15 protein-coding genes are annotated in these 19308 nt (G+C 44.9%); 10 read left to right on the top strand and 5 right to left on the bottom strand.

From position 1 onward, the window contains the following. Positions 1 to 80 precede the first annotated feature (80 nt). Positions 81 to 1229 (top strand): molecular chaperone DnaJ, encoded by a 1149-nt coding sequence (dnaJ, locus tag R7E47_RS13775; RefSeq protein WP_005381620.1) that lies wholly within the window; start codon positions 81 to 83, stop codon positions 1227 to 1229. A gap of 69 nt (positions 1230 to 1298) precedes the next feature. Here the strand turns inward: dnaJ and R7E47_RS13770 are convergent, their stop codons facing one another. Further along, positions 1299 to 1730 carry a type IV pilin protein gene (locus tag R7E47_RS13770; protein WP_054579037.1) on the bottom strand — a complete coding sequence of 144 codons (432 nt, stop codon included), beginning with the start codon at positions 1728 to 1730 and terminating at the stop codon, positions 1299 to 1301. A 103-nt stretch (positions 1731 to 1833) separates the two neighbouring features. Here R7E47_RS13770 and R7E47_RS13765 point away from each other — a divergent pair, with 103 nt between their 5' ends. The 6 genes from R7E47_RS13765 to tadA all read left to right on the top strand — a co-directional run bounded on the left by R7E47_RS13765 (position 1834) and on the right by tadA (position 7287). Further along, positions 1834 to 2349, top strand: coding sequence for a GspH/FimT family pseudopilin (locus R7E47_RS13765; RefSeq protein ID WP_033905824.1), 516 nt, complete (start codon positions 1834 to 1836; stop codon positions 2347 to 2349). Between the two features lie 8 nt (positions 2350 to 2357). Beyond that, on the top strand, positions 2358 to 2984 hold the full coding sequence (locus R7E47_RS13760; RefSeq protein WP_258484085.1) for a PilW family protein: 627 nt from the start codon (positions 2358 to 2360) through the stop codon (positions 2982 to 2984). Beyond that, positions 2984 to 4279 (top strand): hypothetical protein, encoded by a 1296-nt coding sequence (locus R7E47_RS13755; RefSeq protein ID WP_054579039.1) that lies wholly within the window; start codon positions 2984 to 2986, stop codon positions 4277 to 4279. Before R7E47_RS13760 ends, R7E47_RS13755 begins: the two co-directional genes overlap by 1 nt. Next, positions 4269 to 4679, top strand: coding sequence for a prepilin-type N-terminal cleavage/methylation domain-containing protein (locus R7E47_RS13750; protein WP_054579040.1), 411 nt, complete (start codon positions 4269 to 4271; stop codon positions 4677 to 4679). Before R7E47_RS13755 ends, R7E47_RS13750 begins: the two co-directional genes overlap by 11 nt. Positions 4680 to 4966: 287 nt before the next feature. Then, positions 4967 to 6526 carry an AbgT family transporter gene (locus tag R7E47_RS13745; protein WP_017820592.1) on the top strand — a complete coding sequence of 520 codons (1560 nt, stop codon included), beginning with the start codon at positions 4967 to 4969 and terminating at the stop codon, positions 6524 to 6526. A 212-nt stretch (positions 6527 to 6738) separates the two neighbouring features. Beyond that, positions 6739 to 7287, top strand: a complete 549-nt coding sequence (gene tadA, locus R7E47_RS13740; RefSeq protein ID WP_082240141.1) for a tRNA adenosine(34) deaminase TadA — start codon at positions 6739 to 6741, stop codon at positions 7285 to 7287. Positions 7288 to 7875: 588 nt separating this feature from the next. On the opposite strand, the gene mltF is transcribed toward tadA, so the two are convergent. Further along, positions 7876 to 9453, bottom strand: a complete 1578-nt coding sequence (mltF, locus tag R7E47_RS13735; protein ID WP_025998701.1) for a membrane-bound lytic murein transglycosylase MltF — start codon at positions 9451 to 9453, stop codon at positions 7876 to 7878. A gap of 299 nt (positions 9454 to 9752) precedes the next feature. On the opposite strand from mltF, the gene purL reads away from it, so the two are divergent. Both purL and R7E47_RS13725 read left to right on the top strand, forming a co-directional pair. Continuing rightward, the gene (gene purL / locus R7E47_RS13730; RefSeq protein ID WP_318084396.1) at positions 9753 to 13646 is read left to right on the top strand and encodes a phosphoribosylformylglycinamidine synthase; all 3894 of its coding nucleotides are present in this window, start codon (positions 9753 to 9755) and stop codon (positions 13644 to 13646) included. 295 nt (positions 13647 to 13941) lie between these two features. Beyond that, the gene (locus R7E47_RS13725; protein ID WP_025998700.1) at positions 13942 to 14250 is read left to right on the top strand and encodes a DUF3622 domain-containing protein; all 309 of its coding nucleotides are present in this window, start codon (positions 13942 to 13944) and stop codon (positions 14248 to 14250) included. Between the two features lie 90 nt (positions 14251 to 14340). On the opposite strand, the gene R7E47_RS13720 is transcribed toward R7E47_RS13725, so the two are convergent. The 3 genes from R7E47_RS13720 to R7E47_RS13710 all read right to left on the bottom strand — a co-directional run bounded on the left by R7E47_RS13720 (position 14341) and on the right by R7E47_RS13710 (position 18417). Continuing rightward, the gene (locus tag R7E47_RS13720; protein WP_005381599.1) at positions 14341 to 14781 is read right to left on the bottom strand and encodes a hypothetical protein; all 441 of its coding nucleotides are present in this window, start codon (positions 14779 to 14781) and stop codon (positions 14341 to 14343) included. A gap of 118 nt (positions 14782 to 14899) precedes the next feature. Beyond that, the gene (locus tag R7E47_RS13715) at positions 14900 to 17086 is read right to left on the bottom strand and encodes a TonB-dependent receptor domain-containing protein (protein WP_017635690.1); all 2187 of its coding nucleotides are present in this window, start codon (positions 17084 to 17086) and stop codon (positions 14900 to 14902) included. A gap of 263 nt (positions 17087 to 17349) precedes the next feature. Next, positions 17350 to 18417: a succinylglutamate desuccinylase/aspartoacylase family protein gene (locus R7E47_RS13710; RefSeq protein WP_005391426.1), complete on the bottom strand. Its 1068-nt coding sequence runs from the start codon at positions 18415 to 18417 to the stop codon at positions 17350 to 17352. A 329-nt stretch (positions 18418 to 18746) separates the two neighbouring features. Here R7E47_RS13710 and R7E47_RS13705 point away from each other — a divergent pair, with 329 nt between their 5' ends. Further along, positions 18747 to 19286: a DUF3332 domain-containing protein gene (locus R7E47_RS13705; protein ID WP_318084393.1), complete on the top strand. Its 540-nt coding sequence runs from the start codon at positions 18747 to 18749 to the stop codon at positions 19284 to 19286. The last annotated feature ends 22 nt before the right edge of the window (positions 19287 to 19308 follow it).

Genomic DNA, 19308 nt, shown 5'->3' with positions numbered 1-19308 from the left:
CAAGTGCACTTACCTAGAACGATACAAACACCAAGCGGTGAATCGATGCCGTTTGTAGTAATTAACTGGTGACGAAGAACATGTCAAAACGTGATTTTTACGAAGTATTAGGCGTAAGCCGTGATGCCTCAGAGCGCGATATCAAAAAGGCGTATAAGCGTCTAGCGATGAAATTCCACCCAGACCGAAACCAGGGTGATGATTCTGCGGCGGACAAGTTTAAAGAAGTAAAAGAAGCGTACGAAGTTCTGACCGACCCTCAAAAGAAAGCGGCGTACGACCAATACGGTCATGCTGCTTTTGAACAAGGCGGCGGTGGTTTCGGTGGCGGCGGCTTTGGCGGCGGCGGTGCTGATTTCGGCGACATCTTTGGCGATGTATTCGGTGACATCTTTGGTGGTGGTCGTCGTGGCGGTGGTGGCCACCGTGCCCAGCGAGGTGCTGACCTACGTTACAACATGGAATTGACGCTAGAAGAAGCGGTTCGTGGTGTAACGAAGGAGATCGAAGTACCGACACTAGTACACTGTGATACCTGTGATGGTAGTGGCGCGAAGAAAGGTTCATCTGCTGAAACATGTGGTACCTGTCATGGTCATGGTCAAGTACAGATGCGCCAGGGCTTCTTCGCAGTGCAACAAACCTGTCCTACCTGTCACGGCAAAGGTAAAATCATTAAAGACCCTTGTAATGAGTGTCATGGTCAAGGTCGTAAGCAGAAAACAAAAACACTTAACGTTAAGATCCCGGCAGGTGTTGATACTGGCGATCGTATTCGCCTATCTGGCGAAGGTGAAGCGGGAGAAATGGGGGCGCCTGCTGGCGACTTGTATGTACAAGTGCACGTGAAAGAGCACCATATCTTCGAGCGTGATGGCAACAACCTATACTGTGAAGTGCCAGTAAGCTTTGCGATGGCAGCTCTAGGTGGTGAAGTTGAAGTACCAACCCTAGATGGTCGCGTAAGCCTAAAAGTGCCTTCAGAAACGCAAACAGGTCGTATGTTCCGTATGCGTGGTAAAGGTGTGAAAGGCGTTCGCGGTGGCGGTGTTGGTGATCTTATTGTGAAGTTGGTTGTCGAAACACCAGTAAATCTAAGCTCACGCCAAAAAGAACTGCTCAAAGAGTTTGAAGAGTCTTGTGGTGGTGAAGCGGCGACAAAGCACAAGCCTAAATCAGAAGGCTTTTTCAACGGTGTGAAAAAGTTCTTTGATGATTTAACCAGCTAAGACGTTAGCGAAAAGCACACATACAAAGGCCTGCTAAAATGCAGGCCTTTTTGCATCTCGGTGTTCTTCCTAATTCCAGCAATCACTTGGTTCTTCGACATTTGTTGACGTTAAAGTAATCGTTTTAGAACCAGTCAAGCACTCGTCGTCGTCTTGTCCCAGAGACGATTTTGCTGTTGCTGTAATGGTATAGGCCGTACTTGCAGAGCTCGCAATATCGAAAGAAAATCTATTTGTGTCTGAGTCACATAGAGTGCATGTGCCTCCAGAGAGAATATGACTCCAGTCGTACCCACCATCATAAGATGTCTCTAGCTCTAGCTGAATTCGACTAAGATCGCTCAAGGCAACCGTCCTATGAGACTTGATTACATGATTAGTGTAAGAGGGGTATGCGACTGCAGCAATGATCCCGACAATCACTACAGCTACCAGTAATTCGATCAATGTCATCCCTCTCAATCCTTTTTTGTAGCCGTTACAACGAGAAATTCGAATCATCACGAGTAGTTTCCTTTTCACTTTTCCGCCTATTTTTGGCAGGTGATAGCATCTGTGCAAGATGAATTACGGCCCTTTTGCCGTTTACATAGGAATTTGGGAAATGCCTCGCGGGTTTACGTTGTTGGAGCTTCTTATTACTGTTGCTGTACTGAGTGCTTTATTGGCTACAGCTGCACCATCTTTCAAGAATGTCTTTGAAACCAACAAAATGCAGCGCTTAGCTAATGAATTGCATGGCTTTGTTATTGAAGGTAAGTCTGAAGCAGTATTACGGCGTGAAAGACTTTGGGCACACATCATCATGTCTGGGAGCTCATCCAGTGACGGAAACTGGCGTATTGATTTGACAGATAACGGAGCTGAGGGAGCTGGGACTGTGTTGTTCTCTTTATCAGGTAAGCCGTATTACGGTATTGTCGTTACCCCGAGCTATGCTTCCGATCAAATCAGCTTCGACGATGTCCATGGTCGACCATCATCAGGAAACTTGAAGTTTCATCCTGTTGGTGAATCATCAAAAGCCTTAAAACTCATTTCTCATACTTTATCAGCCCGCGTAAGAGTATGTAGTGATAACAGCGGCACAGAATATTACGGTTATTCAACTTGCTCTTAAGGATGGCTATGTTTAAACAAAAAGGGGCGAGCCTTATTGAGTTTATGATCGCATCTGTGCTTGGGCTTATTTCTCTTGCGACAGTGGGGTCAATCTATGTGAGTGGTCAACGAGTGATAATGGAGCGTTCGAAAGAGTTAATGTTGTTACAGAATTCTGAAAGTGTCGTGCAGATGCTCAAGAGCGACATTCAGCGTGCTGGTTTTGACGGTAACAATGGTCATTCTATAAAAATCTCGGGCTCAGCGAACACAATTTACACTCTTGATGATGTTGATAGAGGGCTAATTGCTTACGCCTATTACATAGGTGTTTCTGGCTCTGCTCCTTTATATAAAAACGTGGCTTATGAGCAACGAGTTAATACGCCAGAGTCGCTATTTGTGTGTGAAAAAAAGCAAATAACGATATGGGATGTTAATGACGTGGTCAACCTTGCAGGCACAGGCTCATGTAACACTCTCTTTGATAAAAAAGTTATTCACGTTAATCGATTTGACCTGACTAGTGATTTGCTAGAAAGCACTGATGCAAAAAGTGCACTGGTGATCATTACATTGGGAACCGAATTGAAAGACGTGACAGATATTCGCACGCAGCAGTCGTTTACTGCGATGCAAAGGAACTGGCAGTAATGAAGAAACAACAAGGTGCAGCTGCGTTATTAGTTGTGGGTGTATTGCTAGTTGCGGCATTAATGATGTCGCTTGGTAGCTACAAGTCTCTTTTTTATCAGATCAAGCGTGCCAATAATCAAATTGAAGCACGACAAGAACATTGGCTTGCAGAAGGGGGATTGGAGTGTTTCTATTCTTTAGTTCAAAGTACCGGTGATATTTCTTCTGCAACTTCACTAATTTCAAGCCGATGTGAAACACCTTTAGGTTTACATCAATTAGCATTGGAAACCGACAACAAGCTGTTAAGCAAACCAGCTCCAAACTCCAGCCGGACCGTTGAAAAACAACTTGTCCTTTCAAGAGGAAGAGCGTCCGGAGCACTAAAAAGTAGTACAGATTTATACGTTAATGGCAGCTCCGCATTTTCAACACCAGATCCTGGCGAATTTGTAGGAAGTGGGTGGGAGTGTGTTGCTATTCGCTATAAGAATGCATTTCACTCACGTGCTGGAGCGACAAACCAAGGGGTTATACATGGTTCTGCCCCTTATGCTGATTTTGTTCACAACAATATAGATTGTAAATCGGAACATATGAGTGTGACCTCTTCTGACTCAGATTACGGAGAGGACTTTATTCAAGATGCAGACCTAGAGCCATTTTACGACATTTTTAGAGAGCAACGCAGTGACTGGAACTCGGTGAAATCAGGCTGGGGGTTTACTACGATTGATTACGACGACTCAACTAACCAAGTCGTTACTGATTGTGGAAAGAAAGTTGGGGAGCAAATTTCAGCAGGGAAAACTCATATTTGGGTTACGGGGTCCTGTGAGTTTACTTCCTCTAAAAAGAATAGCTCTGGAGAGTATGAGAATGATTCTGATGGGATACTAATCAAAGGAGGCATTGATTATCTTAATGAAGCTTTTGCCGCTACTGGAGAAGCTCCAATATTACTTGTGGTTCAAGATGGTATTTTTGCTGTACATGGTTCAATGACATTCCCTGGTATGCTCTATCAACTTACGACTAATTCACTTACAGATTTAGATACACATTGGAACTTGTTCGAGGCCAAAGATCATTTTGGGGATGCGGCTAACTTTCCCACGCTTGCTCTAGATAAAGTCGTTTACCTGCAGCGTGGCTCATTTAGTTTTTCGGGGGGACAAGTCTTAGATAGTCCAGGTTACAGTGCTTATTTTGTTAACTCTCTAAATTTTGCTTACAACCGAGATAACATCGATGAGGTCGTTGATCCGATTATTAATTTCCGCTGGAAGAAGGGCTCCTGGAATGATCTCTAAACAAAAAGGTTTTAACCTTCTTGAAGTTCTAATTTCTTTTCTGCTTATCGGTGTTGGGGCTCTAGGTTTAACTAAGCTAAACGTATATCTAGAACGCGAATCCGAATATGCCATAAAAAGTATTGAAGCACTGCGTCTAGCAGAAAACCAGCTCGAATGGTTCCGGACGCGTGGTGCTTCTGCGGCGATGTCTACCATCACACCTGCAAATTTTGCTTCTATTGCAACAGGCTCTTCTGTTGCTGGATCTTATGTCGTCGAGTGGGAAGTTCCAGCTGCCACGGTTTCAGGAACACTGAAAACTATCACCATTACCTCTATCTGGAAGGATAGAATCGGCGAGACGCGATCAGTTCAGCTTAAAACGATGATCTCACAATACAGTGAATTCGAAAACTAAGTTCAATTGCATACATGGGCTGAGACAAATGCGGGTGTAATTCCTGTTTGATACCGGATTTGTCACGGTTAATAAATGGTTTTTGAACTGTTAATCGAGTTGATGTGCTACTGTTTTTATTATGTTTAATTGAAGTGGTGTTTTTGCAAAATATGTCTCCAATTATGAAAAAAATCTAGAACCTTGTGCTTTCTCCATTGGTGTTTACTAGAATACTCGTTGGATAGTAGGTCGTTATAATTATTCAAATAGGCCTTGGCACCAACATCATTCACTATGGAGTTACCATGAGTAACCAAGCTGTAAATAAGGCACCATCATCGAAGCCGAGCGGGATGGAGCGCTTTTTAAACTTTATCGAGAGGACAGGTAACAAAATTCCTGATCCTGCGATTTTGTTCTTCTGGGCATTGATCATTACTTGGGCGGCGTCAGCACTTTTGTCGAATGTATCATTCGATCTTCCAAACCCTCGAACGGGCGAAGCTCTTAGTATCACCAACTTACTTACGGGCGAAGCGCTAGCAAGTTTCCTTGCTAACATGGTGACGACGTTTACTGGCTTTGCGCCACTGGGTATCGTACTTGTCGCAATGCTAGGTGTGGGTGTTGCAGATTCTTCGGGCTTTATTACGACGGGTCTTAAGAAGATGCTGAACTTCACGCCAGCTAAGCTTCTTACTCCAATGCTTATTTTGGTTGCCATTGTATCGCATACTGCGGCAGATGCAGGCTATGTTCTGGTTATTCCTCTTGGCGGTATTATCTTCCATGCGGCAGGTCGTCACCCTTTAGCAGGTATTGCGGCAGCATTTGCAGGTGTATCTGGTGGCTTCTCTGCAAACTTTATCCCTTCAGGTATCGATCCGCTATTGGCTGGCTTTACGCAAACTGCGGCGCAGGTTCTTGATCCTGAATATGTGGTTAACCCATTAGCGAACATCTTCTTCACTGGCCTATCCTCTATCATTATTGTGGGGATTGGTTGGTACGTGACAGAGAAAATCATCGAGCCTCGTTTATCAAAAATGCCAATTGATGATGATGCGGAAACCGCGCCAAACCTAGGTTCATTTACTGAACTGGAATCAAAAGCATTCCGTTATGCAGGTTGGGCAATGATGGCGGGTATTGCTTTACTTGTTGCAGCGTTAATTCCAGAAACATCAGCACTTCGCTCGCCTGAAGGTGAAATTACTGCCTTCTCAGCACCGATAATGAAGTCTATCGTGCCGTTGATCTTTATTCTGTTTATCATTCCTGGTTACGTTTACGGTAAAGTGTCTGGAACGTTCAAGACCAGCAACGACATTATCAAAGCGATGGCTGATACTATGTCAACCATGGGCGCATACATTGTTATGTCGTTCTTCTGTGCTCAGTTCCTATCTGCATTTGCTCAGTCAAACATCGGTACGATGCTAGCGTTGTATGGCGCAGAAGGCTTAAAAGCGATGAACCTACCAGGAGAAGTGACCATCATCGGTATGATCCTTCTAACCGCGTCTGTAAACCTACTTATTGGTTCGGCATCGGCAAAATGGGCTTTAATTGGTCCAATCCTAGTGCCAATGCTAATGGCGGTTGGTATCTCGCCTGAGCTGTCTCAGGCGGCTTACCGTGTGGGTGACTCTGTATCGAACATCATTTCGCCTCTAATGGTATTTTTCCCTCTTGTTGTGGTTTACTGTCAGCGTTATGTGAAGTCGGCTGGTATCGGTACGCTTGCGTCACTAATGATGCCATTCTCGATCGCAATGCTGATCGGTTGGTCTATCTTCCTAGTTGCTTATTGGATGGTAGGTATCCCGCTAGGCATTCAAGCTCCTTACACTTACACAATGTAAAAACGTGTAGGGTGTGAAAGCCGCTAATTGGCAGCCAAAAAGCGCAGGTCTTCGATCTGCGTTTTTTTGTTCTCGTAAAACGAACATCGATAGGTCTTGTAACTAGTTTTTTGGAGTTGCAGACTTTGTCCCGTGATGTGTTGCTGTAGTGAAACCGAAGTTGGTGATAAAATTCCTGACTTCAATCGTTTTTTGTTTCTTTGGAGCCTCCTTTGTCTAACCATCCGTTTTCCCCTCAAGATGAATTGTTTATGCGCAGAGCGATGGAGCTTGCTGAGCAAGCAGAAGCTGAGGGGGAAGTACCTGTTGGCGCAGTGCTTGTCAAAGATGGTGAAATTATCGCTGAGGGGTGGAATCGCTCTATTGGTACTAATGACGCTACCGCACATGCTGAGATCCAAACGCTGCGTAAAGCAGGCCAAAAGCTAGAAAATTACCGCCTTCTGGATACGACGTTATATGTAACACTTGAGCCATGCCCAATGTGTGCCGGAGCCTTATTGCATAGCCGCGTTAAGCGGGTTGTTTTTGGAGCGCCAGATTTAAAAGCTGGAGCAGCAGGAACAGTGCTTAATTTGTTTGAAAGTCAAGCCGCTTACCATTACGCCTTAATTGAAAAGGGGCTGCTAGAAGATGAGTGCCGTACTCAGCTACAAGCGTTTTTTAAGCGCCGCCGAAAGGAAATTAAAGCGAAGAAGCAAGCACAAAAAGCATTAGAAAATGGAGAGAGCGAACAAGGTAGTAGGAGTAGTGAGGGCTAGCAAACACCTACAACGTGGTAGATGTTTGCTTGGACGCACTAGTGATTGACTAAATGTACAAAAACACGATTACGTGAACTTACTTTCTTTTTCATACATGTCAGTTTACGTTTACGTCGGATAGCAGCTACTGTGTTATTTAAACGCTTTGACTGCACTCTACGTCTTCTCATATTCAAAACCTCCTGCAGACAAGACTTTTACCAGTAAAGTGCGGCTCATCGATGCTTGGCAATAGGCTCGATAATCGCACTAAACATTGTATGGTTTAAACGTTCTTCATTTGACTTCTGCATTGCACAGAGCCAGCAAACAATTTCAATACGATGCTTAATAATAGGAGTGACGTTATTTCGGCAGAGTGTAGCCGAAAGCGCCGCTTCATCAAGTGAGCTAAACCATGTGGTTGTAAAGTAATCTGTTACAAAGCAATCAGTTTTACTAACGATGAAGAAAAGGCGACCAACCAAAGAAATGGTTGAGTGTGGTTGGTGTCACTCAGAATATTGGAGTCTAGATAAGTTTTCGTTAGGACTCAACAAAAATGACGAGCTTCATAGGCTCGTCATTTTTTAGTTTACCGCGGGTTTATTCTTCAATGCTTTCTTGTTCGGTGTCTTCTTCAACCGTGACGTCAGAAGCGCCAGAGACTTGTTCTACGACGGTCTCTACTGCGCCCGATATCAAAATGTCGGGGTTGAGCGGCGGAATCACTTGCAAGTCATCGCTATTCTCATCAATCGCTGGCTGTTGGCTGACATGACCAATGATGGATTGGTAGTAACGTCGAATATTTTCTACGTAATTACGCGCTTCATCGCCTCTGGCGTACCCATAGCGAGTTTGGCTGTAATAGCGCTTCTGACGCAGTAAAGGCAGCCTATCTTTTACATCGGCCCAAGCGTTCGGATCGCCACCTTGTGCTTTGGTGAGTCGTCGTGCGTCCATCATGTGGCCGTAACCAATATTGTATGAAGCTAACGCAAACCATATTTTTTCATGCTCGTTGATGCTATCAGGCACGCGACCTACAATGCGACGTAAGTACTCGACACCACCACGAACAGATTGCTCAGGGTCTAAACGGTTTGTTACCCCGACGCTTTTCGCTGTTGGCAGAGTAAGCATCATCATCCCCCTAACACCCGTTGGCGATTTTGCTGTTGGTTTCCAATGTGACTCTTGATAAGCCAATGCTGCAATTAATCGCCAGTCGAACTCTTCGCTGTATTTTTGGAATAAAGGTGCCCATTTAGGCAATTTGTCATCCAGAGCTCGAATGAATGCGCGAGTATCAACGTAGTCAAATGCTTCAATATGACCAATGTACTTTTCTTCGAGGGTGGACAGTTCTCCTGATTGTTTGATGTTACCGAAAAACTCTATCAGCATTGCATACAAGCTTTCGTCTTCAGAACGTCGAGTAAACCAAGACACAGGTTGATCTTCTGTAAGTTCGAACGCGAGCGCAAGATCGGGGTAAAGGCGTTGAGCTAGGGAAAGTTCCACCGAATCAGTCACAGTAAAACGTAACTCACCCTTCGATACGTATTTGAGTAAGTCTCTCGTGTCAGCATCACCAACAATTTCAAACTGAAGTTCTGGATACTGCTTCTTTAACGCTGTTAGGGTCGGAACATATTGCGATTGTTCAACGATCTTTAATGTTTGAGCGCCTGCATTTGTATCTTCGTCGGACTCGTCGTCTTTCGAGGCTTGGTATTCAATGAGTTGTTCGATATCACGTGGTCGAAGTTGCCCTTTTTTATATACCACTTGTTGGCTTACATAATAATAGGCAGGGCCTGGTCTAAATCGTTTGACTGCTTGTGACGTTTGATTTAAACCCGTAGCGATGATATCGATATCTCCTTTCTTAAGAGCAGGAAAAAGCTCAGCTTGGCGAAAGGCTGGTTTAATCTCGAGTTTGACGCCGAGCTGCTCCGCAAACTGACGCGCCAATTCGTAATCCAACCCTGCGGGACCATCGGGACCTATGTAGTAGGAAAGCTGATTGTTTAGCGTGCCAACACGAAGCACACCACGTTCTTGAATTTTTTCAAATTCACTTTTGGGCTCCGACTCAATCTGGCAAGCAGAGAGTAAAAGAACAGAAACTAAAATTAGAGCACTGCGCTTGAGCCGGTTGAAGTGACTTATTTGCATTAATAGGTACATCTTGGAAAATTTCTATTTGCCTTTATATCAAAGCGAGCTCATGGGGCAAAGTGAATCACACACTTATAACGTGACATTGTGTGTTTTATCGACATTTTAGTTGTAATTCAAATTTGACAAAAAAAATGACGCAAACGGTTGCTTTTGGTGTTACATCACAAAAACAATTACTATATAATGCGCTCGCAATGACGAGGTGGAATCGGCATAGGTTCGACAGGGCTTATTTTAAGTGTCTGAATTTATTCCAATATCACCTTAATCAATTGCATAAGAGACCTAAGCACATGAGAATTTTGCGTGGCTCCCCAGCTCTTTCTGAGTTTCGTGTTAATAAACTACTGGAACTTTGTCGTGAACAAGATCTGCCTGTAACTGGCATTTATGCCGAGTTTATGCACTTTGCCGATCTAAAGTCAGACCTTGATGACCAAGAGTTAGAAAAACTTGAAAAGTTACTAACTTACGGCCCAACCATCGAAGAGCATGAGCCTGAAGGTCTTCTACTTCTTGTCACGCCTCGTCCTGGCACTATCTCGCCTTGGTCTTCTAAATCTACCGATATCGCTGTTAACTGTGGTCTGGATAAAGTGAAACGTCTAGAGCGTGGTACGGCTTATTATGTCGAATCTTCAGTTGTTCTATCAGAAGCTCAAGCTGACGCTGTTAAAGCGTTAATTCACGACCGTATGATGGAAACAGTATTCACAGAATTTGAAGCCGCATCAGCATTATTTACTGTTGCAGAGCCTAAGCCTGTCGCACATGTTGATATCTTAGCTGGCGGTCGTCTTGCGCTTGAAGAGGCAAACGTTTCCCTTGGCTTGGCACTCGCAGAAGATGAAATTGATTACTTGGTAGAGAACTTTACTAAGCTTGGGCGTAACCCAAACGACATTGAATTGATGATGTTTGCTCAGGCGAACTCAGAGCATTGTCGCCACAAAATTTTTAACGCAGATTGGACTATCGACGGGGTAGATCAACCTAAGTCTTTGTTCAAAATGATCAAAAACACTTTTGAAACGACACCTGACTATGTGCTGTCTGCATACAAAGACAACGCAGCCGTTATGACAGGTTCTAAAGCGGGGCGTTTCTTCCCTGACCCTAAATCTCGTCAATACACGTACCACCATGAAGATACGCACATCTTGATGAAGGTAGAAACGCACAACCACCCAACGGCAATCTCTCCGTGGCCGGGCGCATCGACTGGCTCAGGCGGTGAAATTCGTGACGAAGGCGCGACGGGTATCGGCGGTAAGCCAAAAGCGGGTCTGGTTGGTTTTACAACCTCTAACTTACGTATTCCTGGTTTTGAACAGCCATGGGAAACCGACTTCGGCAAGCCGGGTCGTATTGTGAATGCGTTAGACATCATGCTTGAAGGTCCTCTTGGCGGCGCGGCATTCAACAACGAATTTGGTCGTCCAAATCTATTGGGTTACTTCCGTACTTACGAAGAAAAAGTCACTTCTCATGCGGGTGAAGAAATTCGTGGTTACCACAAACCAATCATGATTGCTGGTGGTATGGGTAACATCCGCGATGAACACGTACAGAAGAAAGAGATCCCTGTAGGTGCGAGCCTAATCGTACTTGGTGGTCCGGCAATGAACATCGGTCTTGGTGGTGGTGCGGCATCTTCCATGGCATCTGGTCAGTCAGCAGAAGATCTGGACTTCGCTTCGGTACAGCGTGAAAACCCAGAGATGGAACGTCGCTGTCAGGAAGTGATCGACCGTTGTTGGCAGTTAGGCGACGATAACCCAATCGCATTTATCCACGATGTGGGTGCAGGCGGTATCTCTAACGCATTGCCTGAACTTGTCGACGACGGTGAGCGTGGCGGTAAGTTCCAATTACGCGATGTACCAAACGATGAGCCGGGCATGAGCCCACTGGAAATCTGGTGTAACGAATCACAGGAACGTTACGTTCTAGCGGTAGCGCCAGAAAACATGGAAGCATTCGACGCCATCTGTAAGCGTGAACGCGCACCGTATGCAGTGGTGGGTGTGGCGACAGAAGAGCGTCATCTAACGCTAGAAGATTCTCACTTCGACAATACGCCAATCGATATGCCAATGGATATCCTGCTTGGTAAGCCACCGAAGATGCACCGTGACGCAACCACACTAAAAGTGGAAAGCCCTGCCATTGTTCGTGATGGTATTGAGCTTAATGAAGCGGTGGATCGCGTACTTCGTCTTCCTGCTGTTGCAGAAAAAACATTCCTAATTACTATCGGTGACCGAACAGTAACGGGTCTGGTTGCTCGTGATCAAATGGTTGGTCCTTGGCAGGTACCAGTAGCAAACTGCGCAGTAACAGCGGCAAGCTACGACACTTACCATGGCGAAGCAATGTCGATGGGTGAGCGCACGCCAGTGGCATTACTAGACTTTGGAGCATCGGCTCGCCTAGCCGTTGGTGAGTCACTAACGAACATTGCGGCAACAGACATCGGTGATATTAAACACATTAAACTGTCTGCGAACTGGATGTCTCCAGCGGGTCACCCAGGTGAAGATGCGGGTCTTTACGAAGCAGTGAAAGCGGTTGGTGAAGAATTGTGTCCTGCTTTAGGTTTGACTATCCCAGTTGGTAAAGACTCCATGTCGATGAAAACCAAGTGGGAAGAAAACGGCGAGAGCAAAGAAGTCACATCTCCACTGTCGCTAGTTATCACGGCATTTGGTCGTGTGGAAGACGTACGTAAGACCGTGACTCCACAACTACGCACTGACAAAGGAAATACTTCTCTAGTTCTTGTTGACTTGGGTAACGGCAAAAACCGCTTAGGTGCGACAGCATTGGCACAAGTATACAAACAGCTGGGTGACAAACCTGCTGACGTAGATAATGCAGAGCAGCTAAAAGGCTTCTTTGATGCAATGCAAGCGTTAGTAAGTGATGACAAGTTAGTGGCCTACCACGATAAAGGCGACGGCGGTCTGTTTGTTACACTGGCTGAGATGGCGTTCGCGGGTCACTGTGGCGTAAAAGCGAACATCGCAGAACTGGGTGACGATGCGCTAGCCGTTCTATTTAACGAAGAGCTAGGTGCGGTTGTTCAAGTTAAGAATGATGATCTAGATTCAGTTCTATCTACTCTGGCGGCAAACGGCTTAGAGGCATGCTCACATGTGATTGGTTCTGTTGAAGCTTCAGACGACTTTGTTATCACTTCTGGTGATGCAGTTGTGCTTGAACGTTCACGTACCGAACTACGCGTTATCTGGGCTGAAACAACGCATAAGATGCAAGGTCTACGTGATAACCCAGCGTGTGCAGACCAAGAGCACGAAGCTAAGAAAGACAACTCTGACCCTGGTCTAAACGTTAAGCTCAGCTTCGACGTAAATGAAGACGTAGCAGCACCGTACATTGCGAAAGGTGCTAAACCTAAGATGGCAATTCTACGTGAGCAGGGCGTTAACTCCCACGTCGAAATGGCAGCAGCGTTTGACCGAGCTGGTTTTGAAGCAACCGACATCCATATGAGCGATATCCTAACAGGCCAAGCGGTACTGGATGAATACCATGGCCTAGTAGCTTGTGGTGGCTTCTCTTACGGCGACGTACTAGGTGCGGGTGAAGGTTGGGCTAAGTCTATCCTGTTTAACGCACAAGCTCGTGAACAGTTCCAAGCCTTCTTCAACCGTGAAGAGACGTTCTCTTTAGGTGTATGTAACGGTTGTCAGATGCTATCAAACCTGAAAGAGCTGATCCCAGGTGCAGACTTGTGGCCACGTTTTGTGCGCAACGAATCTGAGCGTTTTGAAGCGCGCTTTAGTCTAGTTGAAGTTCAGAAATCTGATTCTGTATTCTTCGACGGCATGGTTGGTTCGCGTATGCCAATCGCGGTTTCCCACGGAGAAGGGCGTGTAGAAGTACGTGATGCAGAGCACCTAGCAGCGATTGAAGCATCAGGTACGGTTGCGGTTCGTTACGTGGATAACCTCGGTAACCCAACACAACAATACCCGAACAACCCGAATGGTTCGCCAAATGCGATTACCGGTTTAACAACAGCAGATGGTCGCGTAACTATCATGATGCCTCACCCAGAGCGCGTATTCCGCACAGTTGCAAATTCTTGGGCTCCGGAAGGTTGGGGTGAAAATGGCGCTTGGATGCGTATGTTCCAAAATGCTCGTAAGAATATCGGTTAATTAACCAAAGGTTAATCTAGCTTAAGTAAAGCGTTGGTTGAGAGAGCAGCGCTTTCTTTTTTCTTATCACTCTTTTTTCTTCGTCGCTCTTTCTAGTGACTTGGCGAAACGTTGCTTTGTTCTGCCTCTTCTTTGTCATCTATTATCTAGAGTAAAAAACTTGCAGCGTTTAGATTACTTTTATGCTCTAATACCGCGCTTACCAAGGGATGGTGTTAAACAGCTCAGCTTAGATGGAGTTATCAAGTTGACCGAATCCCTGATTGATCCCTAAATCCCTTAGGAAATGAAAGAAATGTCTAAGAATCCAAAATTTGCTATCCGCGTCACTGAAAAACGTAACGGCTGGAGCGCAGAAATCACTCGCCAAGTGACATCTCGTAAGACTGTAGTATCAAAGCGTGAAACAGGCTTTGACAGCGAAGAGAAAGCACAAGCTTGGGCTGAACAAGAACTGGCTGGGTTTATCCAAAACCAAGTGGTTCGTAACGAGCGTAAAGCAGCGCAACGTCAAGAGCGTGAAGCAGAACAACTAGCGGCAAAAGTTCGTAAAGAAGAAGCCCGCAAAGCACGTGAAACCGAAGTAGACACTGACGAAGAATAAGTTTAAATCGGTGAGATGGTGACGTTACCCATCAAACAAATAGTGAAAATGCCCTGAGTTTTGTCTCAGGGCATTTTTTATTTATATCGGCTAAAAACAATCCGATGATACGGACAGGCTAAACGTGCCGTCTTCAGGGGCTGCAAATTGTTTATTGCCAGGAAGAAGGTGAGGGTTATTAGCATAAGTGCGATGTGTCGATTTGACCTTTGCAGAATGTCTTTCCGGTAAATCAAAGTGTTGTAAGCCGTCAGATAGATCGTTTGCTTCACCGTAGTCGAAATGTGTTGCGACGTCTTTGGGCTGCTTGGCGTAACGACAGTGATCCGGCTTACCATCTTCGTGCCAAGTTAAAGAGTTAGTTTTTGCATCTAGATTCAGGTTGTTTGCTGTTGGCTGTGCGTAAAAATCTTCTGAAACTTGGTGCTTGCTTTGTTCTTGTAAGTAGTCTGCAATGTTCTCAGAAGCTTGCGCTAGGCTACCTACAGGGAAGAAGCAAATCAGAAGAAGCCGTGTTTTTAGATTGTTCATAATGTGTATGCAAGCAAAAGGAAATGATAATACTGATAAATAAAACGGCGTGCAATTATGGCCATTGGATACGATATAACAGGGCAGTTAATGTCTGCCCTGCATCTTTTAGGTATGGTTAGTATTGATAAGTGAGGTGCAGTTTGACTTCGCGACCAGGCGAAGGCACGCCATTAGATAGGTATGCTTCGTAGTAACGATCGGTTAAGTTTTTCACAACCGCGCCAACGCTCAAGCCTTCGACTTGTTGTATTTCCCAAACCACGTAAGCGTTTTGTAGCGTGTATTGCTCACTTGGCGATTTCACTTTTAAATTGTTACCGCTTGCCTTGGTTTTGGTTTGCGCATCATACCAACGGACTTCCCAGCCCGTACGTAAACCAGGAATCCATTCGTAACCTAAACCCAGATTAATGTTTAATGGCGGTACATCAGGATGATCATCATCTGAACCTGTAGAGTCAGATAGGCTACCTTTGTTTTTGCCGCGAATGTAACTTGCTGAGAAATTACTGTAGAAATCTTCAATCCGGTATTGTGAAATTAGCTCAAAGCCATAGTTTTTAAAGCCATCTAGGTTTGTATTCCAGCTTTGTAACTCAGTAGTATTTTTGTCGAGGTTTTCGCCCGTTCGTATATCAACTGTGTCGCTAACATCGTTATAGAACATAGTTAACTCTGTTGCGAGGTTATCGCGAGAGTTCACCAGCCCTTCCGTTAAGTTGATAACGCTTGCTTGATAAGCATGGATACGAGACACGTCCAGATTCAAAGCAGTAGCCGTAGCGGTAGCTCGCGCATATTGCACTGAGTAGATGTTATCAACGGTTGGTGCTTTTAAAGCGTAGGCGTAGGAGGCGTTTAAACGCGTATTATTGCTCGCATCAAAGTCGATATCCAAACGTGGGCTAAAGCCTTTATGCGTCGTTTCACCGTAGTTATGTCCGGCAGCTGGATCATTATAATCCGGCGCTGCGTTCCCTTTTCCTTCACTCTTGATGTATTCGTAACGCAGAGAAGGTGTGATTGTTAGGCGGTCTGTTGCTTGATAGTGATCAGCAATGTAAGCGGCATAAATTGACTGCGTGCCAGATGGTTCGTAGTAAGGGGTGTACCAACCGTAGTTTTTCGCTTCATTACTGTCGTATGATGCGTTGAATACCAACGAGTCTCTATCGGTTTTTTGATATTGAAGCCCAGTGACTAGAGTGTGGTCTCCGAATTGCGCTTGGTTAAACACATCAACGTAGTCACGCTCGTAACTCAGCCATGACTCATGACCGTAACTGCCAACAGAAACGAACATTTTCTCGAATGCTACGTCAGGGCGAACCCAATGACGATCGTTTTCGGAACGTGCCATTTTGATATTGAAATCAATATACGGGTTAGTCGGCATGTAGTGGTAAGAGATGGTTGTGGTGTTGTCCGTGTATTTGTTATCGACGGTGTAAGCGTATTGGGCTTTTTCTAATGAGCCGTATTTCTTGATATTGTATTCGGTGATGTTAGGCATTTTTCCGCGGCGGTTAGCCCAAGGTTTACGACCTTCATCTTTGTAGCGAGTATGGCTAATTTCAAACTCGTGATCGTTATTTTCATAACCGACCTTTACGAGCATGTTTTCTTGCTCATAACCTGAGTAATCTAGCGTTTCACCACCTCCGACTTTAATGTCATCAGAATCTTTTACCGAGCCATTCGCTAGAAAATAAAAACCAGTATCGTTTTTACCATAGAGTGTTAGCGTGTAGGCGTTCTCATCGCCGTTGGTGTTGTATGCACTTGAGATGCGAGCACCAAAGTTTCTTTCGCCGTACAGGAGATCATCGACACTTTTGGTTTTAATGCGAATGGAGCCACCAAACTTCCCGTTGAGTGCTCGATAGTCGTGCGCGCCCTTGATAATTTCTGCTTCGCCAATTAAGAACGGATCAAAAAAGAAGGTACCGTAGCGGTATTGTTGAAAGCCGATTGGAGCGCCATCGACAAAGACGGCGATATCGCTTGGATCATCAAAACCACGAATGTTAATACGTTCGCCACCAGAACGACCGCCACCATCTATTGATGCACCGGGAACGGCATCGATCATTGAGGCAAAATTAGAGTACTGTTGCTCTTCAATCTCTGACCAATTAATGGTGGTTTGCGCAGGCTCAGCAATGGTAATAGGTTTGGCATAACGAACGCCTATGACTTCAAGCTCTTCATTTGGCGCTGTCTCGGCATATGAATAAAGAGGGAAGAGCAAAGCCAGTGAAATGAGATTTACTTTGAGTGGATGACTTTTTAATCGTTTCATATTGATGATTTATAGTGTTTTTATGAAGCTCGGATTATAAGAACATTATTACGATTAATAAATGATAATGAGATTAATTATCAAATGTGTTTTTGCGACGGATTGTAAAGTTTTTTATCCATTCGTGGAAACTACGATAAGTATCGTTAGCGTACATAAAACAAAAAGCCCAGCATCATGGACGCTGAGCTTATTGGCTTTAAACAAGATAGTGCGAGCACTGTTGCTCCTTTTGAGCTAATCAGGCGCCTACTTGGTAGGAATTACTGAGTTTCTAACGGGATCTGTCCGGTAGTCAGTGGCTCGACATCGAACTCGGTCAGTCCTTCAATGTAACTTTCAACGGCTTGTTCTACCGAATCATCACCTTGGTTGAAGTAAGCGAGGTGGAAGATCGCATCGCCTTCATTAACCAGTGGCAAAGTTTGTTGACCGATCACCAAGCCACGCTTTGGCGCTTTGAGCTCTACCTCATCATGTCCAAGAGGAGAGCTGATATAGGCGAGAGTTTCACCCTGTTCCACTTTGTCTCCCAGATTAACGACAGTACGCAAAATACCGTTACCTGACGCACGAACCCAGCTGGTGGACTTCGCTATGATAGGCTCAGGCAGCTTTTTTCGGCTAGCGCGCAGCATGCCAATGGCTTGCATTACACGCCGAACCCCGAGTACACCAGCGCTGATTGACAGTGGATCAAAACGCAATGCTTCGCCAGCCTCGTAGGTTAGCACGGGGATATCACATTTTTCTGCTTCACTGCGTAAAGAGCCATCACGCAATGCTGAATCAACAATCACTGGCGTCGCAAACGCCTGAGCAATACGCAGAGTTTCTGGGTTGCTTAAGTTTGCGCGAATCTGTGGCAAGTTCGTGCGGTGAATGGCCCCAGTGTGCAGATCCAAAATGTAGTCACAACGTTTGGCTATGTTGTTAAAGAAGCCGTGTGCCATTCGAGATGCAAGCGCGCCTTTTTCACTGCCAGGAAAACAACGGTTGAGATCTCGTCGATCGGGCAAGTACCGTGATTTATGGATGAAACCAAAAACGTTAACGATAGGTACTGCAATGACAGTGCCTTTCAGTTTTTGTGGATCCAGTTGGTTAATGATCTGACGAACGATTTCTACGCCATTAAGCTCATCACCATGGATAGCAGCATTCACCATTAACACAGGCCCTTCTTGTTTCCCATGGATGATTTCCACGGGAATAGATAAAGGCGAATGTGTGTATAGCTTCGCTGCTTCAAATTCGATCTCTAATCGTTGTCCTGGTTGTATTTGATGCCCTAAGAGCTCAAACACTTTGCTTTTTTTACTTCTGGCCATAAACCATCTCTGTCAAATGCGTTATCAGCAATGTAACAATTGCTGCAAAATCGCACTAATCATTCTCATTAAGGACACGACAAATTACTTTAATCGTCATGCGCGAAACCTCAGCATGTGTGAAGTTTTTGTTTTCAATATGATCTTTTCTATCAGTTTAATACATAACGAGAGGTACAGAAGGAAGAGCAATCATAGGCTTAAAAAATGTGACTGTATTAAAAATAATACTGATAATGAGGGACAAAAAAACGGACTTTTAACCCTACTTTTTATCCGATAATATCCGCGCCGAATTTGAGGTCTAACATTTCTAACTAGAGGTTTTGATGAAAAAGGCAATTGCTAAAATTGGTGCATTGACTGCTGTAGCAGTTTCACTTTCAGGTTGCGTTGGCAGTAATGCCGTGACAGGTTATGTCATGGGGTTTAACTTGAAAGCTGTAGATAACCGTTACGCTCGAGGTGGTCTAAACATGCTTTTAGCACCTGTTTATGGTGTCGCAATCGCAGCGGACTACATCGTGTTTAACTCTCTAGAGTTTTGGACGGGTAAGAACCCTTTAAATGGTAAGCCACATATCTTCGATACAAAGATGGATACTTACATTGATGTAAACCACCAGTTAGATAAATCGTTAACGACGGCGCCAATTGCACCGTTAGCGAATAACCGTGTTATTGAGCAGGGCCATATGCAGCAAATCGATGAGAATACTGTTCAAATGGATATTACTTACAATAACGGCGAGAAGGCGACACTCATGGGTGTGCGCGATGGTGAGTTTGTCACTTACTACATTGATGGCGAGGTCGTTGCACAAACCTCAATGGATGAGCTAGCTGCTTATACGCAAAATAGCGTGTAAATTGGTCCAGCCAAACAAAAAA

Source organism: Vibrio sp. Vb1026 (assembly GCF_033338745.1).
In the GTDB taxonomy this organism is placed as follows: Bacteria; Pseudomonadota; Gammaproteobacteria; order Enterobacterales; family Vibrionaceae; genus Vibrio; species Vibrio alginolyticus.
The sequence above is the reverse complement of the archived record's forward strand: the minus strand, read 5'-3'. Positions and strand labels throughout refer to the sequence as shown.